This window comes from Clostridium sp. YIM B02569 (assembly GCF_022320765.1).
GTDB lineage: Bacteria > Bacillota > Clostridia > Clostridiales > Clostridiaceae > Clostridium > Clostridium beijerinckii.
The window spans coordinates 231,607-250,976 of sequence record NZ_JAKJJX010000003.1 but is presented as its reverse complement, the minus strand read 5'-3'; the positions used below and the strand labels follow the sequence as shown (position 1 = coordinate 250,976).

At 29.3% G+C, this 19,370-nt stretch carries 17 protein-coding genes; 16 read left to right on the top strand and 1 reads right to left on the bottom strand.

Annotation, left to right across the window (positions count from 1 at the left end):
• The first annotated feature begins 23 nt into the window (after positions 1–23).
• Positions 24–1,226 (top strand): saccharopine dehydrogenase family protein, encoded by a 1,203-nt coding sequence (locus L3B96_RS04040; RefSeq protein WP_238858917.1) that lies wholly within the window; start codon positions 24–26, stop codon positions 1,224–1,226.
• A gap of 16 nt (positions 1,227–1,242) precedes the next feature.
• Here the strand turns inward: L3B96_RS04040 and L3B96_RS27165 are convergent, their stop codons facing one another.
• Positions 1,243–1,371 (bottom strand): hypothetical protein, encoded by a 129-nt coding sequence (locus L3B96_RS27165; RefSeq protein ID WP_275297085.1) that lies wholly within the window; start codon positions 1,369–1,371, stop codon positions 1,243–1,245.
• Positions 1,372–1,636: 265 nt separating this feature from the next.
• Here L3B96_RS27165 and nspC point away from each other — a divergent pair, with 265 nt between their 5' ends.
• The 15 genes from nspC (at position 1,637) to L3B96_RS03965 (ending at position 19,346) form a co-directional block, all read left to right on the top strand.
• Complete coding sequence (gene nspC, locus L3B96_RS04035; RefSeq protein WP_238858916.1) at positions 1,637–2,776, top strand: carboxynorspermidine decarboxylase; 1,140 nt, start codon at positions 1,637–1,639, stop codon at positions 2,774–2,776.
• A 402-nt stretch (positions 2,777–3,178) separates the two neighbouring features.
• Entirely contained in the window at positions 3,179–5,356 is a 2,178-nt protein-coding gene (locus L3B96_RS04030) for a transcriptional regulator (protein ID WP_238858915.1), read from the top strand.
• 57 nt (positions 5,357–5,413) lie between these two features.
• Positions 5,414–5,839: a hypothetical protein gene (locus tag L3B96_RS04025; RefSeq protein ID WP_012060562.1), complete on the top strand. Its 426-nt coding sequence runs from the start codon at positions 5,414–5,416 to the stop codon at positions 5,837–5,839.
• A 27-nt stretch (positions 5,840–5,866) separates the two neighbouring features.
• On the top strand, positions 5,867–6,292 hold the full coding sequence (locus L3B96_RS04020; protein WP_238858914.1) for a membrane-associated protease 1: 426 nt from the start codon (positions 5,867–5,869) through the stop codon (positions 6,290–6,292).
• Between the two features lie 104 nt (positions 6,293–6,396).
• Positions 6,397–6,834, top strand: a complete 438-nt coding sequence (locus L3B96_RS04015) for a DnaJ domain-containing protein (protein WP_238858913.1) — start codon at positions 6,397–6,399, stop codon at positions 6,832–6,834.
• A gap of 160 nt (positions 6,835–6,994) precedes the next feature.
• On the top strand, positions 6,995–7,564 hold the full coding sequence (locus tag L3B96_RS04010; protein ID WP_238858912.1) for an FHA domain-containing protein: 570 nt from the start codon (positions 6,995–6,997) through the stop codon (positions 7,562–7,564).
• Positions 7,565–7,646: 82 nt separating this feature from the next.
• Positions 7,647–8,147 (top strand): FHA domain-containing protein, encoded by a 501-nt coding sequence (locus tag L3B96_RS04005; protein WP_238858911.1) that lies wholly within the window; start codon positions 7,647–7,649, stop codon positions 8,145–8,147.
• An 11-nt stretch (positions 8,148–8,158) separates the two neighbouring features.
• Complete coding sequence (locus L3B96_RS04000) at positions 8,159–9,007, top strand: protein phosphatase 2C domain-containing protein (protein WP_238858910.1); 849 nt, start codon at positions 8,159–8,161, stop codon at positions 9,005–9,007.
• A 62-nt stretch (positions 9,008–9,069) separates the two neighbouring features.
• Entirely contained in the window at positions 9,070–10,908 is a 1,839-nt protein-coding gene (locus L3B96_RS03995; RefSeq protein WP_238858909.1) for a PP2C family serine/threonine-protein phosphatase, read from the top strand.
• A gap of 72 nt (positions 10,909–10,980) precedes the next feature.
• Positions 10,981–12,261: a normocyte-binding protein gene (locus tag L3B96_RS03990; RefSeq protein WP_173714304.1), complete on the top strand. Its 1,281-nt coding sequence runs from the start codon at positions 10,981–10,983 to the stop codon at positions 12,259–12,261.
• A complete protein-coding gene (locus L3B96_RS03985) occupies positions 12,258–12,956 on the top strand; it encodes a hypothetical protein (protein WP_238858908.1) in 699 nt (232 codons plus the stop codon). The genes L3B96_RS03990 and L3B96_RS03985 overlap by 4 nt, the downstream gene beginning before the upstream one ends.
• A 73-nt stretch (positions 12,957–13,029) precedes the next feature.
• Positions 13,030–15,660, top strand: coding sequence for a molecular chaperone (locus tag L3B96_RS03980; protein ID WP_238858907.1), 2,631 nt, complete (start codon positions 13,030–13,032; stop codon positions 15,658–15,660).
• A 682-nt stretch (positions 15,661–16,342) separates the two neighbouring features.
• On the top strand, positions 16,343–17,122 hold the full coding sequence (locus L3B96_RS03975) for a hypothetical protein (RefSeq protein WP_238858906.1): 780 nt from the start codon (positions 16,343–16,345) through the stop codon (positions 17,120–17,122).
• Positions 17,123–17,310: 188 nt separating this feature from the next.
• The gene (locus tag L3B96_RS03970) at positions 17,311–17,916 is read left to right on the top strand and encodes a hypothetical protein (RefSeq protein ID WP_173714301.1); all 606 of its coding nucleotides are present in this window, start codon (positions 17,311–17,313) and stop codon (positions 17,914–17,916) included.
• A complete protein-coding gene (locus L3B96_RS03965; protein ID WP_173714300.1) occupies positions 17,916–19,346 on the top strand; it encodes a phage tail protein in 1,431 nt (476 codons plus the stop codon). Before L3B96_RS03970 ends, L3B96_RS03965 begins: the two co-directional genes overlap by 1 nt.
• Positions 19,347–19,370: the final 24 nt, after the last annotated feature.

The window sequence follows — 19,370 nt, the reverse complement described above, 5'->3', positions numbered from 1 at the left end:
ATAAAGAAATTGGAGGAATTGGAATGGGAAAAGCTTTAATTATTGGCGCTGGTGGTGTTGCTAGCGTTGCTATTCATAAATGTTGTCAAAATTCAGAGGTGTTCGAGGAAATTTGTATCGCTAGTAGAACTTTATCAAAGTGTGATGCAATAAAAGCTTCATTAGAAGGAAAAACTAAGACAAAAATACAAACAGCAAAGGTCGATGCTGATAATGTCCCAGAATTAGTGGCGCTTATTAATAAATTCAAACCAGAAGTTGTTATAAATCTTGCACTTCCTTATCAAGACTTAACAATTATGGATGCTTGTTTAGAAACAAAAGTTCATTATGTAGATACAGCTAACTATGAACCACTTGATACAGCAAAATTTGAATATAAGTGGCAATGGGCATATAAAGAAAAATTTGAAAAGGCAGGTTTAACTGCATTACTTGGAAGTGGATTTGATCCAGGGGTTACTGGTGTATTTAGTGCTTATGCTCAAAAACATTATTTTGATGAAATAAATTATATAGATATATTAGATGCTAATGCTGGTGATCATGGTTATCCATTTGCAACTAACTTTAACCCAGAAATCAATATTCGTGAAATTACAGCTCCAGGAAGCTATTGGGAAGAAGGAAAATGGATAGAAACAGAACCTCTTGAAATAAAGAGAGTTTATGATTTCCCTGAAATCGGACCAAAAGATATGTATTTATTACATCATGAAGAATTAGAATCTTTAGGTATAAATATTAAAGGAATTAAGAGAATAAGATTCTGGATGACATTCTCACAAAAGTATATAACACATTTAAATGTACTTGAGAATGTTGGTATGACTTCAATTAAACCAATTGAATTTGAAGGAAAGCAAATAGTACCATTACAATTCCTTAAAGCAGTATTACCAGATCCTGCATCATTAGGTCCAAGAACAAAAGGAAAGACTAATATAGGATGTATCTTCCAAGGTAAAAAAGATGGAAAAGATAAAACATATTATGTTTACAATGTTTGTGATCATGAAGAATGTTATAAAGAAGTTGGATCTCAAGCAATTTCGTATACAACTGGGGTTCCAGCTATGATAGGTGCAAGCTTAGTAATGAAAGGTTTATGGAAGAAACCAGGAGTATATAATGTAGAAGAATTTGATCCAGATCCATTTATGGAAGAGTTAAATAAATGGGGATTACCATGGAAAGAAAGTTTTGATCCAACTTTAGTTGAATAAATTGTGAGTATTTTAATTATGTAATAACGGACTGAAAGGGCAGGTACTCTGTTGTTTCGGTTGCTATAGAAGATGGCTGTGGATTTCTAACATTAGAAGTTGCATCCCAAAATGCTGGTTTCAAAGGCAAGCTTTGAACTAGCATATTTGGAACAACTTCTAATTAAGAAATACCTACAGCCATCTTCTAAATGCAACACTGCACAAAAGAGTACCTGCCCTTTCTGAGATTAAGAATGATTTAGATACTAATTTATTAAACTAAATTAGTAAATTATTATATGAACGAAAAAATAAGAATAAAGTCTTAAGTAGAGTTTCTTGGAACTAGTTTATTTTCACGAAAAGCTGTGGCTTTCATTCTTACTTTTTACTGTAATTTTATAACTAGAAAAAGGTTTGGTGATTTAATGAAAGATATAGATTTAAGCAAATTACCATCACCATGTTATTTGGTTGATGAGAGACTTCTTAAGAAGAATTTGGAGACTTTAGATTATGTTCAAAAGGAAACAGGTGCCAATATTATTCTGGCAACTAAAGCATTCTCTATGTACTCAACTTTCCCATTGATTGGAAGATATCTAAAAGGAGTTACTTCAAGTTCTCTTCATGAAGCTAGACTTGGATATGAAGAGATGGGGAAAGAAGTACATATTTATTCTCCTGCATATAGAGAAGATGAATTTGATGAGATAATGAAATATAGCGATCATATAGTGTTTAATTCATTTAGTCAATGGAGAAAATATAAGGATAAAGTCAAAAACTTTAAAGGAAAAAAAATCGAATGTGCTATTCGTATTAACCCTGAGTATTCAGAGATAGAAACAGATATATATAATCCATGTTTTGAAAATTCAAGAATGGGAGTTACTTTGGCTAACTTTGAGGAAGAAGAACTTGAAGGTATAGATGGATTGCATTTTCATACAATGTGTGAACAGAATTCAGATACCCTTGAACGTACAATAAAAGTGGTGGATGAAAAATTCGGAAAGTACATCAAGAAAATGAAGTGGATTAACTTTGGTGGTGGTCATCATATTACTAGAGAAGATTATGATATAGAAACACTAATAAGATCTATTAAATTTATAAAAGATAAATATGGAGTACAGGTATATCTTGAGCCAGGTGAAGCCATTGCCTTAAATACAGGATTCCTTGTATCAACAGTATTAGATACTATGAAAAATGGAATGGATATAGCTATATTAGATACTTCAGCGGAATGTCATATGCCAGATGTACTTGCAATGCCATATAGACCTAATATAATAGGTGCTGGAAAGCCAAATGAATTCGAATTTACTTATAGATTTGGTGGGCCTACTTGCCTTGCAGGTGATATTATAGGAGATTATTCATTTAAAGAACCTTTAAAGCCAGGAGATAAACTTGTATTTTGTGATATGGCCATTTATTCAATGGTTAAAAATAATACCTTTAATGGAGTTAATCTTCCTGCAATTGTAAAATATAGTGAAGAAAAAGGTATTGAAGTAATAAAAGAATTTGGATATGAAGATTTTAAAGCTAGATTATAAATTATAATTTGGTTAAAGTTTTAAAAATATAATTAAAAATAAACATAAATTAGCTGTCTAAAAATAGGATTTTATTACTACTTTTAGACAGCTGTTTTTTTAATAATAAATTATATATTATATTAACTTAAAATACAATAGAAAAAGAATAAAACGTACATATTATAGAATTAAAAGAATATTTAAGCTGAAAAGAGGGTAAAATGCGTTTTGTTCCTGAATATTGGCGTTTTATTCCTAAATATGTACGTTTTGTTCTGGGTTAATTTACATAATTTCGTTAATATGTAAAAATATTATTAGGGATAAATAATAATGCAAAACTACTGATAGTGGGGTAAGAGGGATCATATTAAACGAATTAGATTAAAAAGTAATTTTACAATATAGGAGGATTATAAAGTGGATGTCATAAATCAAACAAATAGAACAATATTATTTGAGGAAATAAACCCTGAAAAATTAGATTTGATTACTATAGTAGGTGATACAAAAGGGTTAAACAGCTTAAACGACGATAAGATAAAAGAAATTAATGAACTTCTTTTAGTTAATAGTTTTGATGAATTTTTGGATAAGTTCTCACCAGTTGTATATTCTTTCTATAATGCGACTAATCAAAAGGTAATGTATACGTTAAAAAAGCCTGAGAACTTTCCAAGTGAACTAATAACAGAAATTCCAATTAATAAGTCTAATGATTTCTTAAAAATGTTATTCACATTAATTGACACAAAGAGAGCTCAAGGGATTGCTAATGTAGATTTTAAATTTGAAAATCTATTGGATATGATATCACCTAAAAAAGTAATGGATGATATAAAACAAACCAGAAAGGAAATTCAATATACATATAGCCAATATGAAGCTTTAGATGATGAAGATCCAAGTAAACTTGATCTAGGGGACAAGCTTAATGTTATGTTTGAAGAAGCTAGCTCAAACTATAATAACATAATGGCAATGTTGCCACTTGCTATTGAAGATATAAAAACAAGGTTACTTCTTGGAGGAGATGATAAGAATAATTCAAACGAACCTCTTAAACTAGGCGTCTTAAGCATGGGAGAAGATGGAGAGTTAAAAGTATTAGAAGCTCCAAAGGTAGAAGAAACATCATTGATTGCTATAGATGATAAAGCCAATATGGGACTTATTGAAGCTTTTGAAGATGACTATGATGAAGTAAATGAAGTGAAGTCAGAGTATGTAAAAAGCTTAGTAGTAAGAACTTTCTGCCCTTTAGCATCTACTATGGAAAGCTCTGTTGATTTAGGGGTAGAAGTAAGCAATTATAACACATATTTAGATTTCTACAAAACATCTAAGGATGATTTTATAAAGACAGTTAAGCCATTAATAGAAAAGATATTAGGCGTAAAAATGTTTTTTGATCAATACAAGACAAAGAACAAAGGAATGAGGCCAAGTTTGTTAGTTACAAATACAAAGCTTAGCAGATTAGTAAATGCTCAAAACTTACCAAGATTAAATACTTATTTAAGCTCAGTAAATGATAAAAATGACTTTGATAACACAATTTGGTTTGGAGTAGTTCCATCAATTGAGCTTGAAGGTCAAAGTAAGAATAAGGTTAGAAGAGAAAGATTTAAAGCCAATAAGCAAGTGGAGAAGACAGATTCAAACTCTATGGAAGATTTAGCAATGCTTTTAGATACAGTTCAAAAGTATCGCGTACAAATATTCTTTAGTTTTGAACCAAGAGAAGATACTACTTTTAACCATGTAGCAACAGCCGGAATTGAAAAGTTTGTGGATAAATGTGAACCACTTATGCATAACACTTATAGTGAATTTGCAATTCCATGTGTACCTAATTTCACAGTTATTCCAAAGGAAAAGTCTGGAGTTGTATTAGATAAAAGAATGGTACTTTCTGAAGAAGGCTCTGCAGAGTTATCTAAAGAAAAAGAAGATATTCTAAAACTTTGGATTGAAGGAGTCTATATTGGAAGTTCATATATAGCAGCTGGAATTGTGGCTGCATACCAATGCCCAGAGTATTTAAGAGAGCATTTTAGAGATATATATAGCGAATATCCAGGAGTTAGATTTGATATAGAATCAGGTTCTAATGCCTTAAAGATAACAACTACTTTGGCAAAGGAAATATCTGGTTTTACAAATGAAATTAAAAATTCAATAAATAGAAAAAATTTCGGTTTTGTCTTTTCATCTGAAAATGCAAAGCTTGAAGGTAAAGATATAAAACAAATTACTGTTTATAAAGCTAGAAGCTTACAAGCTACCGAAAATGATTTTGAATCAATATATAAAACACTAGTAACAACATATATAGAAAGAATATTAAGATTCTATACTAATGATTTCAAAGAAGATAATATTATTAAATTCTTTAGCAATAATCCTACTAGTGTTAAGAGTAAGTGGGTGGCTCATAAAGAATATACTAATGCCATAGTAAAAGATGGTGATGATATTAACTTTGTAATAAATGAAAAGAATGGAACATGTAATATTGACTTAGTATTTAACGGTAACGTTAAGAACTTAGAAGTTGAGATTACACGTAATGATGCACACAGTCAAGTTGGCTAATTATAATAGATTAAAAATCTATTTTAATTATAAATAAAAATAAAGGGAGGCTCAAAAATGGGATTTAGAGTAAAAGTTGAGGGCGCAGAAAGTATTGATTTAAACATCGAAAGTATTGAAACTGTAGAGTTTAAAACAGATACACCAGATGATTCTAATGCACGTTCAACAGACTTAGGAACAACATTAGAAATCGCTGGTAAAATTTTGACACCAGTAAATGGGGAGGCAGCAGATACTACAATCAAGCTAGCACAATGGTCATTAGTACCAGCAGAAAAGGCTGATTGTTATAGAAACGTTAAAGTAGATGTTATTTCTGCTTCTCAAATCGTAAGACAATTTACTTTACCTAATGCATTTGTAGTTAAATACGAAGAAGATTTTGGTGATGTAGAAGGTGTTGGTACATTTAGATTGTATGTTAAACAAAAGAAGGACAAAACTGCTAGCGTTAAATTTGAAGGCGGTTTTGCTGAATAAAAATTAAAATAAGGAGGATTTTAATAAATGGGATTTAAAGTTAAAATTGAAGGCGCAGAAACAATAGATCTTAGCATAGAAAGTGTTCAAACAGTAAAGCTTATTACAGATACTCCAGAAGATTCAAATGCAAGATCAAAAGATGTAGGAAGTACAATGGTTATTAAAGGTAAGATATTAACAGCAGTTGATGGAGATCCATTTGATAGCACAAGAAAAATGGGTACATGGTCATTAGTGCCAGCAGAAAAAGCTGACTGTTATAGAAAAGTAACAGTAGAAGTAATTTCAGCAGATCAAATTATAAGAAAAATAACTTATCCTAATGGCTTTGTAGTAGATTATAAAGAAACATTTGGAGATACTGAAGGTATAGGTACTTTTGAACTTGTTGTAAGACAAAAGAAAGACAAGCTAAGTACAGTTACAATAGAGGGCGGATATAGCGCTTAATCTTAAAATTAAATTGATTTTTCTTTTGGAGTTAAGCTCCAAAAGAAAAATCTTTTACTATAACGTAGAAGCACTAAAATCATTCTTAAAAGATGGGGTGTAAGGTGAAAGATTATTATAAAGTATTAAATGTATCAGTAAATGCTAGTAATGATGAAATAAAAAAAGCATTTAGAAGTTTGGCTAAGAAATATCATCCTGATAGAAATAAAGATGATAAGGATGCCTTAAGAAAATTTCAAGAAGTAAATGAAGCTTATGAAGTTTTAAGCAAAGAAGAATCAAGAAAAAAATATGATCAAGAAATATTTAAAGAAAAGAATAATCAAGAAACAAAAAATAAAAAAAATAAATCAAATAGAGAAAATAAGACAAGGACATATCAAGATAAAGGTGAAAGTATAGAAAACTTAAATAAATATTTTGAAAGTTTTTTTGGGTTTAACGCAAACAGCAATGATATTAATAAAGAAAAGTTAAAAAAGGAAAAGAATCCAATAGACACAAGCAAAATGTTTGATAGCTTTTTTAATATAAAGTGAAGCTTTTCGGGTAGAGTTTTATACTCTTTCTGAAATTAGTTTAACTGATACCCTCAAAGGGGATATCGTCTGAGAGCATGCAGCTTAAATTCTCAATTTAAAAGAGAATGGTTACAGATGCTAGCTATTAGATAAATAAGAAGTAATGGAGTGAATTACTTTGAAAGAAGAAAATAATATGAATTTTAATAATAAGCTGTTAGTGACAATGCAGATAATTAATGTATTTATAGGCGTAATAATTGCACTAATATGCGTAGTTGCATATATCACAATACAATCAATTTATATAAGAACGCTGATTATTATTATTGTGATTGGATTTGGAATATGGGGATTTACCAATTTATATAAGAAACTGCACAAAGAAGAAATAATGCAAGATGAAAGTAATATAAGCAAAATTGAGTTGGTTAACGAAGAAAATGAAATTATAAGAAATTGGGATATAGGAGAGCGAATATCATTTCTTATTGGTAAGAATGGCAGGAGTGATGAAATGCTTATAGATTTAAGTACTTCAATTTACTCTAAATTTATAGAAAATGAACATGCAGTATTAAATTATGCGTCAGGAAGATGGTATGTGGAAGATTTATCAGAAAGTGCCGGAGTTGTAATCCAGAAAGCTGCTGATGATACAAAATATAGAATTGTAAAAGATGCTCCTTGTGAATTAAAAAGAGGAGATATTCTATTTATTTCTAAGGTTAAACTTTTACTTAGATAAGCCAGAGAAAATAAAAGTTACTTAATTAATAGGAAATACATTGAAATGTTAACTTTTACTTAAATGAAATGGAGTGAGGTAAATGGGTCTTATTAGATGTCCCAATGGTCATATGTTTAGTGAAAGGCGTTATGGAACTATATGTCCATATTGTAATATAGATACTTCAACAAAGGAAAGACCAGAACCAGTTCAAGAAAAAATGGATATAGAAACTAATCTTTTATACCAAGAAATTGAACCAGTTTGTGGATGGCTTGTATGTATTGAAGGTACAAGGGTTGGTAAGGATTATAAGATAAAAAGTGGGAAAAACTTTATCGGTAGATCAGATGATATGGATATTCAAATAATAGGGGATAATGGCATTGCTACTAGAAATCATGCAATAATCGTATATGATCCTAAGAAAAATAATAATGTCTTATTACCTGGGGATTCATCAGGTATTGCTTATTTAAATGAAGAACCTGCTTATATGCCTTCTGAATTGTCACCATATGATGTGATTGAGCTTGGTAAAAGCAAATTTCTTTTTGTACCATTTTGCGGAGAACATTTTGAATGGGGAGATAAAAAGTAGGTATATATAATATGATTAATGTTAATGATTACTCAAATTTGAAATTTATATTTTTACTATTAGCAGTATTAATCCTGTTACTAATAGCACGAGATTTTCTAATAAGAAGAATTTATAAGCGAGAATTAGAGATAGCAAATGAAATATTTATTGGAAATGAAGAAATACAAGAGGATTATTTAGAAGTAGTAAATAAATCAAATGGAACCATGGCAGTTTTGGCAGATGGGTTAGGAAAAAATGAGGCAGGAAGAATTTCAAGCATTGTGGCTGTAAAAACAATAAGTAAGTTATTTAAAGAGGAAGGAAACAAGGAAAAGATAACATACTTTTTTAAGAAAGCTTTTAATAAAGCCAGCCGTGAAATTATAAAAAGAGTCGAAAAGGATAAGGGCGGAGCAAGTGTACTTAGTGTAATAATATATGATAATTTATTATCTTACGCTCTAGTTGGAGACGTTATGCTAGCCATTTTTAGAAATAAGGAACTTGTAAAACTAAGTAACGGTCATTCTATAAGTGAAGTAGCAAAGAAACAATATTATAATGGGAAAATTCAAAAAGACCAAGCTTTATATGCACTAAAGGAAAAGAAACTCCTATATTATATTGGACAAGAATCGTTTAGAGATATAGAAATTTCTGAAACCCCAATTGAAATTCAAAAAAATGACATAATAATACTCATGAGCAGAGGAGTATATGAAGGGTTAAGATGGATAGAAATTGAAAGAATTTTAGGAAATAAAAAAGCTAATATAAATGAAATTTGTGGGCAAATAATGGAGAACGTTAAAGATAATAATAAAAATAATTGCAATGGCAGCATTATGCTTATGAAATATTGCGGTAAAAAATAAAAACTTTTAAGGATAAAACCAAATTTATTTAAACTAATAAAACTAAGTTAGGGTGGACGATAATGAGAAAGTTAAACTCGAAGTTTAAGACAAGCTTTATATCAGAAGAAGGAACTTTTCTACAAAATAAAGATTACTTTGCATTCGCTGAATTAGATAATTATGCATGTTATGTAGTAGCTGATGGAATCGATGAAGATAAGGAATTAGAAAGCGCAAAAATTGCAGTGACTACATTTATTAGAGATTTCACAGCTAAGCCAACTATGAATAGATTCATTCTAAGAAAATACTTAAAGGATGCAAATAGTGAGTTAATAAGAAGCAGTAGGAATGTTAGATTAAAAGCATCAATTACAGTAGTTGTAACTAATTATAGTAAATTAATATATTCAGTTATAGGAAATACTAGATTTTACTACTTTAAGGATGGATATTTAAAGTATAAGAGTAAGGATCAGTCGTTAGCTCAAAATTTGGTAGATGATGAAATGATTCCATCAGATGCAATGTCAAAACATTTTGAGAGAAATAATCTTTCTTCGTATTTAGGACAAGATAATTTAAATAAACTTTATATATCAAAAAAAATTAAACTTTCTGATGGAGATGCATTTGCAATTCTTACAAAAGGAATATGGGAGAATTGCGATGCTAAGGAGATAGAGGATTCACTAGAAGGTGCAAAGGAACCTAAAGAGGTTACTGATAATATTGAAGAAATGATTTTGTCAAAGCAGCTGAAGGAAATAGAGAACTATACATTAGCATTAACATTTGTAGAAAAGTCATACATAGACCCAAAAAGAAGCAAGAAAATAAAAATAGCTATAATAGTTGCAATACTCTTACTCTTAGTTATAGCAATAGGAGTAGGGGCATTTATAATTCATAAAAATAGAAAACAGGATGCTATTGCGTCTGTTAACGAAGGTAAACAAAATGCAGAAGAATATATAAAGAACGGTAATATGGAAAAAGCAGATGAGGAGTATAAGAAAGCTTTAGATACAGCGAAGAAATATAAACTTAAAGATGATATTGATAATTTAACTGAAGATTATAAGTACACAGAAATAGTATTAGATGGAGATAAAGATTTAGAAGGAAAAAAATATGATGATGCGTTAGATAAATATGTACTAGCTTTAGAAAAGTCAGGAGAAGCAGAAGAAGCTGGAAGTGACTATGTATTAAAGAAAATAGATATTGCAAAAGAATGTGTAAAAGTAGCTGATTTATTAACTTTAGCAGATAAGCAGTATGATGATAATGACTTAGATGGTGCACTAAAAAATTATTTAGATGTAAAAGATTTAGCAGTAGATTATTACTTAAAAGATGAAAAGAAAGAAGCAATGGATAAAATTCAAAAGATTTATGATCAAAAAGCAGCCGATACAAAACAAAAAAAGGCAGATGATGATAAGGCTGCGGCAGATAAGAAACAAGCTGAGGATGATAGTAAAAAAGCAGCTGATGATGCAGCTAAGAAGGCAGAAGATGATAAAAAAGCTGCAGAAGATAAGGAAAATAAAGCTATAGATCTTAGAAAAAATGGAGATTTAAAATATACAGCAGGTGATTATGTAAGTGCAAAAATGTATTATGAATTAGCTAAGAAATCATTTGAGGATGCTAGTGACACTAGTTCAGCTGATGAATTAGTGGACAAAATAGCTCTTATGGATAAAAAAATCAGTGAAACTTCAGATAAAAAAAGTGAAGCTGATAAATATGCACAGGCGGCTGATGCAAAATATGCGGCTGGTGATAATGCTTCAGCAAAAGTATTATATCTTTTAGCTAAGGACGCATATAACAGCCTAGGAGATGCAGATAATGTAGCTAAAGTAACGGAAAAAATCACAGCTATAGACAAGGCTTCTACTAAGTCATAATCATAATTAAAAAATGTTAAGTTTTGAGATAGATATATCTAAATAAACTAATAAGCAGATGTAGGTGAAAATATGGAGAATAGAATTTATGAGAAATTAAGTGAAATAAAAGATCTAAATGACAGAATCATGCTTAAAAAAATAATGAATAGTGTATTTGAAGAGCTAGAGGAACATTCAAACAATAGAATTAATGGATTAGAAAAAAGAGTGTTTAACGAATTACATTATATAAAAGAAAAATACAATATCTATTCAACTATAGTTAAAAGAGACAGGCTTGATATAACTGATGAATTTCTATTTCCTATGTCATTAGAAGATACAGAAGAAAAAGTATACGATACTAAAGAAATTTTAAAAGTGCTTGAAGCCAAAGAAAGCAAGAAGCTGTTCAAGGTTTTTCTTAAATGTGATTATTTGATTTTTAAAGAATTTATCAGTAGAAATTTTAATATAAAGGGAGTAATAAAAACAGATAAGAAAACTTATGAAGCTCACTTTAAAGTTCAGGAAAATAATGAGTATAAAAGCAAAATAGAGAGATTATATAAAAGCTTTATAAACAGCAATATTGCATGGACAACAATTAATAATCCATATATTAATAAGATAGCAGATTTATTTTTAATTGGCTGCGAAGATAAAATTCAAGAGGATGAAGAGATAATTGAAATTGAGGTAGATTTCGGGGATTATAGCAAGTTCATTAAATATAATATGGTTCCACTTTGGAACGTAAAGGAATTAAGCATAAAATGTAGCGGTTTTCCAATGCCGTGTATCGATAAAGTAGGGTACGAACATGATATCTCAATTGAAAAAGAAGGAAAAGATAACGGATATCTAATAGATAGTAAGAATCCAGATATTAATTGGGCTATGTTTACAAAAGAATCAGTAATAATATCTTCTAACATTAAGGATTCTATAGAGTGGAATTTGTGGAGTATTATTAACCCTGATAAAAACGACCAAAAAAAATATGAGTATGAACTTATGACTAATCAAGTTAGTATAAACTTCTCTAATAAATTAGCTTTTGATAAATCATACACAATAAAAACAAAGACTGAGCTCGCAAGACTTATAAATTCATTTAAGGCTTCAAAATACTTGAAGTTTCATGATATTTCACTTATGGAAAGTTCAAAGGAAGAGCAGAAGCACACTTATGAAGTAAATGACTTTATTATTGATGAAATAAGAGAAGATAATATAAAAAAATCTCTTATTCTATACTTTGAGCCAGCCGATAAGGAAAATTATTTAAACAAAGATATTTTAAGTTTCTTAGTATCTGAAGTTCAATTTATATATCCAGAATATAAGTGTGAAGGAAGATTGATATGAATTATATTTGGGAAGTGCTTCTAAAAGCAGATGAAGAAACCATTCCTAGAGAAGATATTAAGTTTGTTCAAGCTGATGCATGCAGTCCATATATGGAAATTGCTCTTGATAATTTAAATTCAAATTCTCTTCCAGAAGATAATGTTATCGAAGTAAATGAATATTATAGATTTTACGAGATTTTTAAGGATTTGTTTAATATAAATTTTCAAGAGAGCAAAGAGTTAAGAGAAGCACTTTTAGATATATTATTGCATTATTTAGGAGAACTAGACTTAAAAAGCGGACTATGTAAAACAGAAATATATAAGAAGTTTTTATATAAGGATATATTAGATAATGTGTTTGGAGAAAAATTAAAGAAAAATATAATTTATTTCAACAAAGATGAAGTAGATGTATTGCTGAATGGCTTTATGACCTTGTATAAAACAGGAACTTCAATCCAATTGTTTAAAAAGATTTTTAAGGAAATATTCAAAAAAAGCATAATTTATTCCAGCAAGGAAAAGCCTAAAAATATTTATATTTATCTAGATGAAATAAAAAAAGTAGAACTTGAAAATAAAGTTAGTTCTATAGTAGATACATTTTTACCAATAAATATGAAGCCATTAATATTTTGGGATAAGCATTTTGGGATTATTGGACTTAATGATACTATGAAAATCAATGAGGCAGTTATGGTTGAATAAGGCATATCAATATAAAGACATTGATTTTAGTACATCCTAGTTTCATATGTTTTAACAGTTTAGGAGGATAAAGATGAGTTTATATTCATACAAGTTGCATAAAGGAAATGAAGAGCATATTAAAAAAAGTAAGTATAAAGAAAAAGATTTAAGACTTATGACAACTTTTCAATTAAGGGAAATATGTAATAAAGAAAAGTTAGTAAAGAGTATAATTAATCCTCTTGATAAAGAAGAACTTATAAGACTCATAATGAAATATAGAGGAGAAAAGGAAAGTAAACTCATAAAGAATTACTTAGTTGGAGGAATTGAAAGAGTTGAAAGATTTTTAAGCAGAAGCAATAAAGAGGTGATTAGTAATAGGTATATAGATTATCCAGGTAAGATCACTATTTATGAAAACTTAGCTCTTGAAATTTATGATAATTATGTTTTAAGAAGCAGTGAAAAGTTAGAAGAGGGTAATATTTTATTAGTTGACAGTAATTATAAGGTTTGCACTATATTTAACATTAAAAAATTGATACAGAATAATAAAGAGGAATACTTCCTAACTAAAGGTGAATATATAGAGGCAAGAGAATCTGAAAGTAAGCATTATAGTCTTCTATTTTTTTCAGAAAAGGATTCAGAGACTATTTATGATACGTATGAAGGAGATAATATAGAAGTTGATTATAATATAAAGTTTACTTCGCTGCCTATATTACAATTTGAAGTAAAACCATTAAAAGAGACAAAAATGCCGCTTGCAATTGATTTTGGAACATCAAATACAACTGCTGGTATTTATATAGATAAAGAGATATTTCCAGGCTTAAATGAAAATTTAACTGATAATCGGGAATACGCAGATTACGAAAATGATAAAGTGAAATTCGTAAAAATAATAAATGAGAGCAAAGAAGATTTAGAAATAACACCACTTATACCAAGTATTGTAGGTGTTAAGCATATAAAAGAAGATGAAATAGAATACGCTTTTGGGCATGATGCAATGCTTGAGGCAAGAAGAAGATATGTGGATGATGGGATGAGTCTTTTTTATGACATAAAAAGATGGATAAGTGACTTTGAAAAAAGTGAAAAAGTAATTGATGTAAAGAATAAAACTACATTTATAAAAAGAAAAGACATTATAAAGGCATATTTAGAATACATTATATCTTTAGCACAGCAGAGATTTAAATGTAAGTTTAAAAATATCTATATATCCTGTCCATCAAAGCAAAAATATAAATTCCATACATTATTTAAAGATGTTTTAAGTGACTATACCGTTGAAAGTTCAAACATATTAGAAGAAAGTGCAGCTGTACTGTATAACACTATTTCAGATTTGATTGAAAAGAAGAAATATGTTCAAGGCGAATGGTATAAAGCTTTAATTATAGATTGTGGAGGGGGAACTACTGATCTTACTGGTTGTAGCTTTAGCATATCAAATAGCAGAGTCTCTTATAGATTAGATATAGAAACCTCCTATGAAAATGGAGATACGGATTTTGGAGGAAATAATCTTACTTTTAGAATATTGCAGTTAATAAAAATATTAATGGCAAATGCTTTAAGTAATTCTAAGAGTGAATTAAAAAAAGCAATAATAGATGAATTTAACATAGATATATTTAGATTCATAGATAAATCTGGGATCAATGAGCTATATGAAACTTTAAATGAAGAATACGAAAAGGCAGAAGCAGTAATTCCAACAAAATTTCAGATATATGAAACAAGAAGTAAAGAAGATTACTGTAAGGTGAGAAGTAATTACTATTTCTTATTTGATCTAGCAGAAGAAGTAAAGAAATTATTCTTCTCAAATCCAGATATTTTAAAGGTTTTATTAACGTCTAAGGAAGATACAAATTTAGATGAAAATATAATAAATTTTGATAAATGGAAATTATCTTACATGAATAAAGGAACTTTACAGGTGGTAAAGGAAGCTCCAAGTATAACTCTTAGTATATATGAAATTGAAACCTTAATAAAAGGTGATGTTTACAACATAATAAAGAAGTTTTTAGAAAAGTTATATGAAAATGATGAGTTATACGATTATTCTCTAATCAAACTAACAGGACAATCATGTAAGGTAGATATATTTAGAGATGCACTAAAAGAATTTATACCTGGAAGAATAATTGAAATAAATAAGAGTAAAAAGGAAGTTAAAGAGGAGTATGAATTAAAATTATCCTGTCTTAAAGGAGCTCTAAAATATCTATATGATAAAAATTTTGGTTATGCAGATATAAATATAGAAAGTAAAAAGCCTACTCTTCCATATTTATTAACAGCCTACACTCATGCTGGAGAGCAAAAAACACTAATTAAAGGTAGGGAAATAAATAAAGGGTTTATTTCTAGGTTCATGGATAGGATTCTACTTAAATTATATTTAAAAGATAGCAATGATAATGTGAAATACGAATACAATTATCAATTTAATGAGGAAGAATTAGAAAAGACAAACGCAAGGAAAATAGGAGAAAGATATCCAAATATAAATCAGCACGAAACAGATAATATAGAAAATAATGAAGTGAAATTCTTTGTATGGGAAGAAGAAGAGCTATGGGGATTTTATGTATTAGCCATTTTAAGAAAAGAAGAAGAACTTTATATAGGGCAAGAAAAGTTCTTCTATTTTGAAAATGATAGATGGGAGAGAAACTTCTTTGATGGACTTAAATAAGTTCAGGTGAAAATGCCGAAATCAAATACATTGTTCTTCCGCAGGACTTATGAAAATATCGCTGAAAGCACTAAATGGAAGCTTGCACCTACATTAGCATGATCCTACTTTCAGTATGACAAGCTAATCTAGAACAAGCTTCCATTAACTGCTTTTGGCAGTGATATTTTCAAATGCCTGCTTCAGAAAAATGTATTTGATTTCTGGTGAAGTATTCATTTTAAGTGCATTGAATATAAAACAGAACAAATAAAGTATTCGATGTAAAATTCTATAAAAGCATGACCAATATTTCTTGTATGTGACTGAAATTTATTGGTAGGAATGAGTAATGAGTAGGTAAAGTTTTATAGAAGAAGGTGTTTTAGTAGAGAGATTTTCAGATGTCTGCTTCGGAAAGATGTATTTTATTTCTTAAATATTCTGAAGAATATTACAATATATATTCTTAAGAATTTTAGAAGTTAAGAATATAAGAATATAAGAATATCTGAGAAAATTTGATTCAAATGTGTTTGATGGATATTTATAGAGTAAGCGAACATCATCAAATCATAAGTACATTGAGTGAAAGTTCTGCTGACCGAATACAAAATTTAGATAATAACTTTTAGGTTTTTTGTTTAAGAATTTACTTGTAAGATATGGATTGCGAGAGTTGGATGAAAAGGAGGGAAGAAAGGTGTTTAAAAATAATTATCCGCTTTTTAATAGCGGACGACTTTTAAAGATAGAGATGCTGGAGGAGCTTAGAAATTTTCCGAGGGGATTTTTTGATGCAAGGTTTAAGGGATATTCTAATGGAATAATCTGCGGGTGCGAGATAGAGGTTTCTGATAATTACATAAAGATATTGGAAGGCATAATAAAATACCAAGATGTGATTTATCTTTTAAAAGAAGATATCAAAGTTGAATATACCTGTAATAATAAGCTTATGCTTTTAAAAATAAAATTCTTACCTGAAATACAGGATAGCGATTTTAAAATAAATTCAACGGAAATTTATCTAGATGAAAAGTTAGATATTAAGGAAAATGAGATTGAAATCTGTAGGTTTAAATTAAGAGCGGGTGCAAAGCTTAGAGCAGATTATACAGATTTTATTGATTTAAGCACAGAATACGATACGGTAAATACAATATATGCTCCTTATGCAGCCTACGGAAGTAGCAGTTTAAGTCCTGAAATTTTAAGAAGATTTGGAAGAGAATTATTAGAGTGTAATTTAAGCGAAGCTTGGGATATATCATTTGCAATGATGTGTGTTCAAAGTAAGGATGCTAGTCAAAAAGAAATAATAATAAGTTATCTAGTAAACAAACTAGATATTGAAGTGAGAGATTATAATAATGAGGATTTATACTTGTACCTTTCAGAAGTATTAAGAAATGCTAAAGATGGAGCAAAAGGTAATGGGCGCAGAGGTAATGGCAGATTTAAAAAGATACTTATAGATTAAGGATTGTTAATTAAAAATTTCAACTCATATTATAGCTAATATTCATAACACTCCATACTGTTAAAGTAAGATGGAGAGGATTAAGAAATACTGGTCAATATGAATTGAGTGGATAACCTCAACTGAAAAGTTTCACTTTATAAATAAAACTAATATTGCGTATAGGAATGAATAGGGGGAGATGAAATATGTCAGAGAGAGTTGACGAAAAGATTCTAGATTTTTTGAATGAAATGGAAAAGAGAGAAGAGATAAAAAACATTTGTAATGGTGATCCAATTAAAGTTGGAAAGAGATATTACGAATTTGAGGAAAAATGTTTTTTTGAGGATAAGTTAAAGATTTATATTCCAAAAGATTTTGAGGACATGTCAATAGAGGCAAGAAAGTTAAAGTATCCATCAGAAAGCAGACCAGATATTATAAAATGCAATGAAAAAGGTAACACATGTGTAACATTAAAGATTATTGATAATCCTTTAAATGAGAAACGTGTCGGTAAATTAAAAGATCAAATGAAGGTAATAATAAAAAGAACAAATCCGGCAAATATATTTTATGAAGACGGAGTATTAGAGGTGTATTCAAAAAATATAGGATTTTTTGAATTTAAGAGCTATGCCATAGACGATTTTTTATATAACTTAATGTTTTTTTTGGAGTTTGAAGGGAACACATTAATGGGAACTTTTAGTTGTATTCATAAAGAAAGTAAGGAATGGAGAGACATTGCTTTCCAAATCATTAGAAATATAAGAGTAGTAATACAAGAAGATAAGGGGGATGAAAATTAATGAGTGACGAATATATATATACTCAAGGAGATATTTTAACAGCGCCCTATAAATTTCAAAAAGTGACAAAGCTTAAGATAACTAGAGAATTAAATGAGCATGCAATACTTTATATAAGTGGAATTATAAGTGATGAAAATTTAGACAAGTATGTTGAAGAAACTGGAATAAATCAAGATATTAAGGTTGCAGCAAAAGATTATGAAGGAAATATTAGCTCATTATTTGAAGGAATTGTTACTAAGGTTGGCATTAAAGCAAAAAATGATGTGAGAACATTAGAAATACAAGCTTTAAGTGCAACGTTTTTAATGGATATAAGCAAAGTTAATGGTTCATATCAAGATGAAAATCTTACTTATGGGGGTATTTTCAGTCAGAAAAACAGTCTATATGGCGATGTGGTAATGGTAGATAATATCACAAATGGAACTAAGATAGATAAGTTATTAGTGCAATACAAAGAAACAAATTGGGAATTTCTCAAAAGATTGGCTTCTCACTTTAATGTAGCGTTAGTGCCGGAATGTAGATTATCAGGAATAAAGTATTCTATAGGAGGGGCTGGAGAAGCTGTAGTTTACGATATTGATGAATTTGATTATTCAATAGAAAAAGGTCTACAGGAATACAATTTAAAAGCTTCTAACGAAGATTATGAATTAAATGATACAAATTTAATAAGTTATGAAGTATCAACTGGAAAAGTAATGAATCTATATAACCAAGTAAGCTTTAAAGGAAGAAAACTTTTAGTGTATAGATGTGAAACAGAGCTTAAAGGCGGGATAATTATAAATAAATATATACTAAGAGATGAAAATGGTATGAAAGTAAGTAAAACTTATAATAATAGGATAACTGGTATTTCTCTTAAAGGCAGGGTATTAGATGTTCAAAAAGACAAAGTGAAAGTTTCATTAGAAATAGATGGAAGTCCTACAGAACGGGAGGGAGCAAGATGGTTTGAATTTGCTACTATTTTTTCATCACCATATGGAACAGGTTGGTATTGCATGCCTGAAATTGAAGATGTAATTAGATTATACTTTCCAGATAATGAAGAAAAACATTCATATGTAGTAAGTTCATCACACTATTCATATCCAGATGCTGATCAAAGTAAGCGTAGCGATCCAGCAGTAAAGAGTATAAGTACAAAATATGGAAAGGAAATAGTAATGAGTCCAGGTTCTGTTGAGATAATAGGAAATGGGAATTTACTTATGAGGCTCACAGATGATGGTGGAATAGAAGTAAATAGCGATAAAAGTATAGTACTTGATGCTGGTGGAGATATAAACATAAGTGGAGGCGGAAAAGTTACTATTACAGGTGATGCCGGAATTAGTTTGACGCAGGCAGGAGCAAATATGACAATACAGGATGATGTAACTATGAGTGGAGGAAAAGTAAATATTCAAAGTTAGAAAAAGGTTATATAGGTGTTTGAA

Excerpts from the sequence above, each read along its gene's own strand:
- L3B96_RS04040 (WP_238858917.1), top strand. The coding sequence starts at position 24 with ATGGGAAAAGCTTTAATTATTGGCGCTGGTGGTGTTGCTAGCGTTGCT.
- L3B96_RS27165 (WP_275297085.1), bottom strand. The coding sequence starts at position 1,371 with ATGCTAGTTCAAAGCTTGCCTTTGAAACCAGCATTTTGGGATGCAACT.
- nspC (WP_238858916.1), top strand. The coding sequence starts at position 1,637 with ATGAAAGATATAGATTTAAGCAAATTACCATCACCATGTTATTTGGTT.
- L3B96_RS04025 (WP_012060562.1), top strand. The coding sequence starts at position 5,414 with ATGGGATTTAGAGTAAAAGTTGAGGGCGCAGAAAGTATTGATTTAAAC.
- L3B96_RS04020 (WP_238858914.1), top strand. The coding sequence starts at position 5,867 with ATGGGATTTAAAGTTAAAATTGAAGGCGCAGAAACAATAGATCTTAGC.
- L3B96_RS04005 (WP_238858911.1), top strand. The coding sequence starts at position 7,647 with ATGGGTCTTATTAGATGTCCCAATGGTCATATGTTTAGTGAAAGGCGT.
- L3B96_RS04000 (WP_238858910.1), top strand. The coding sequence starts at position 8,159 with ATGATTAATGTTAATGATTACTCAAATTTGAAATTTATATTTTTACTA.
- L3B96_RS03995 (WP_238858909.1), top strand. The coding sequence starts at position 9,070 with ATGAGAAAGTTAAACTCGAAGTTTAAGACAAGCTTTATATCAGAAGAA.
- L3B96_RS03990 (WP_173714304.1), top strand. The coding sequence starts at position 10,981 with ATGGAGAATAGAATTTATGAGAAATTAAGTGAAATAAAAGATCTAAAT.
- L3B96_RS03985 (WP_238858908.1), top strand. The coding sequence starts at position 12,258 with ATGAATTATATTTGGGAAGTGCTTCTAAAAGCAGATGAAGAAACCATT.
- L3B96_RS03980 (WP_238858907.1), top strand. The coding sequence starts at position 13,030 with ATGAGTTTATATTCATACAAGTTGCATAAAGGAAATGAAGAGCATATT.
- L3B96_RS03970 (WP_173714301.1), top strand. The coding sequence starts at position 17,311 with ATGTCAGAGAGAGTTGACGAAAAGATTCTAGATTTTTTGAATGAAATG.
- L3B96_RS03965 (WP_173714300.1), top strand. The coding sequence starts at position 17,916 with ATGAGTGACGAATATATATATACTCAAGGAGATATTTTAACAGCGCCC.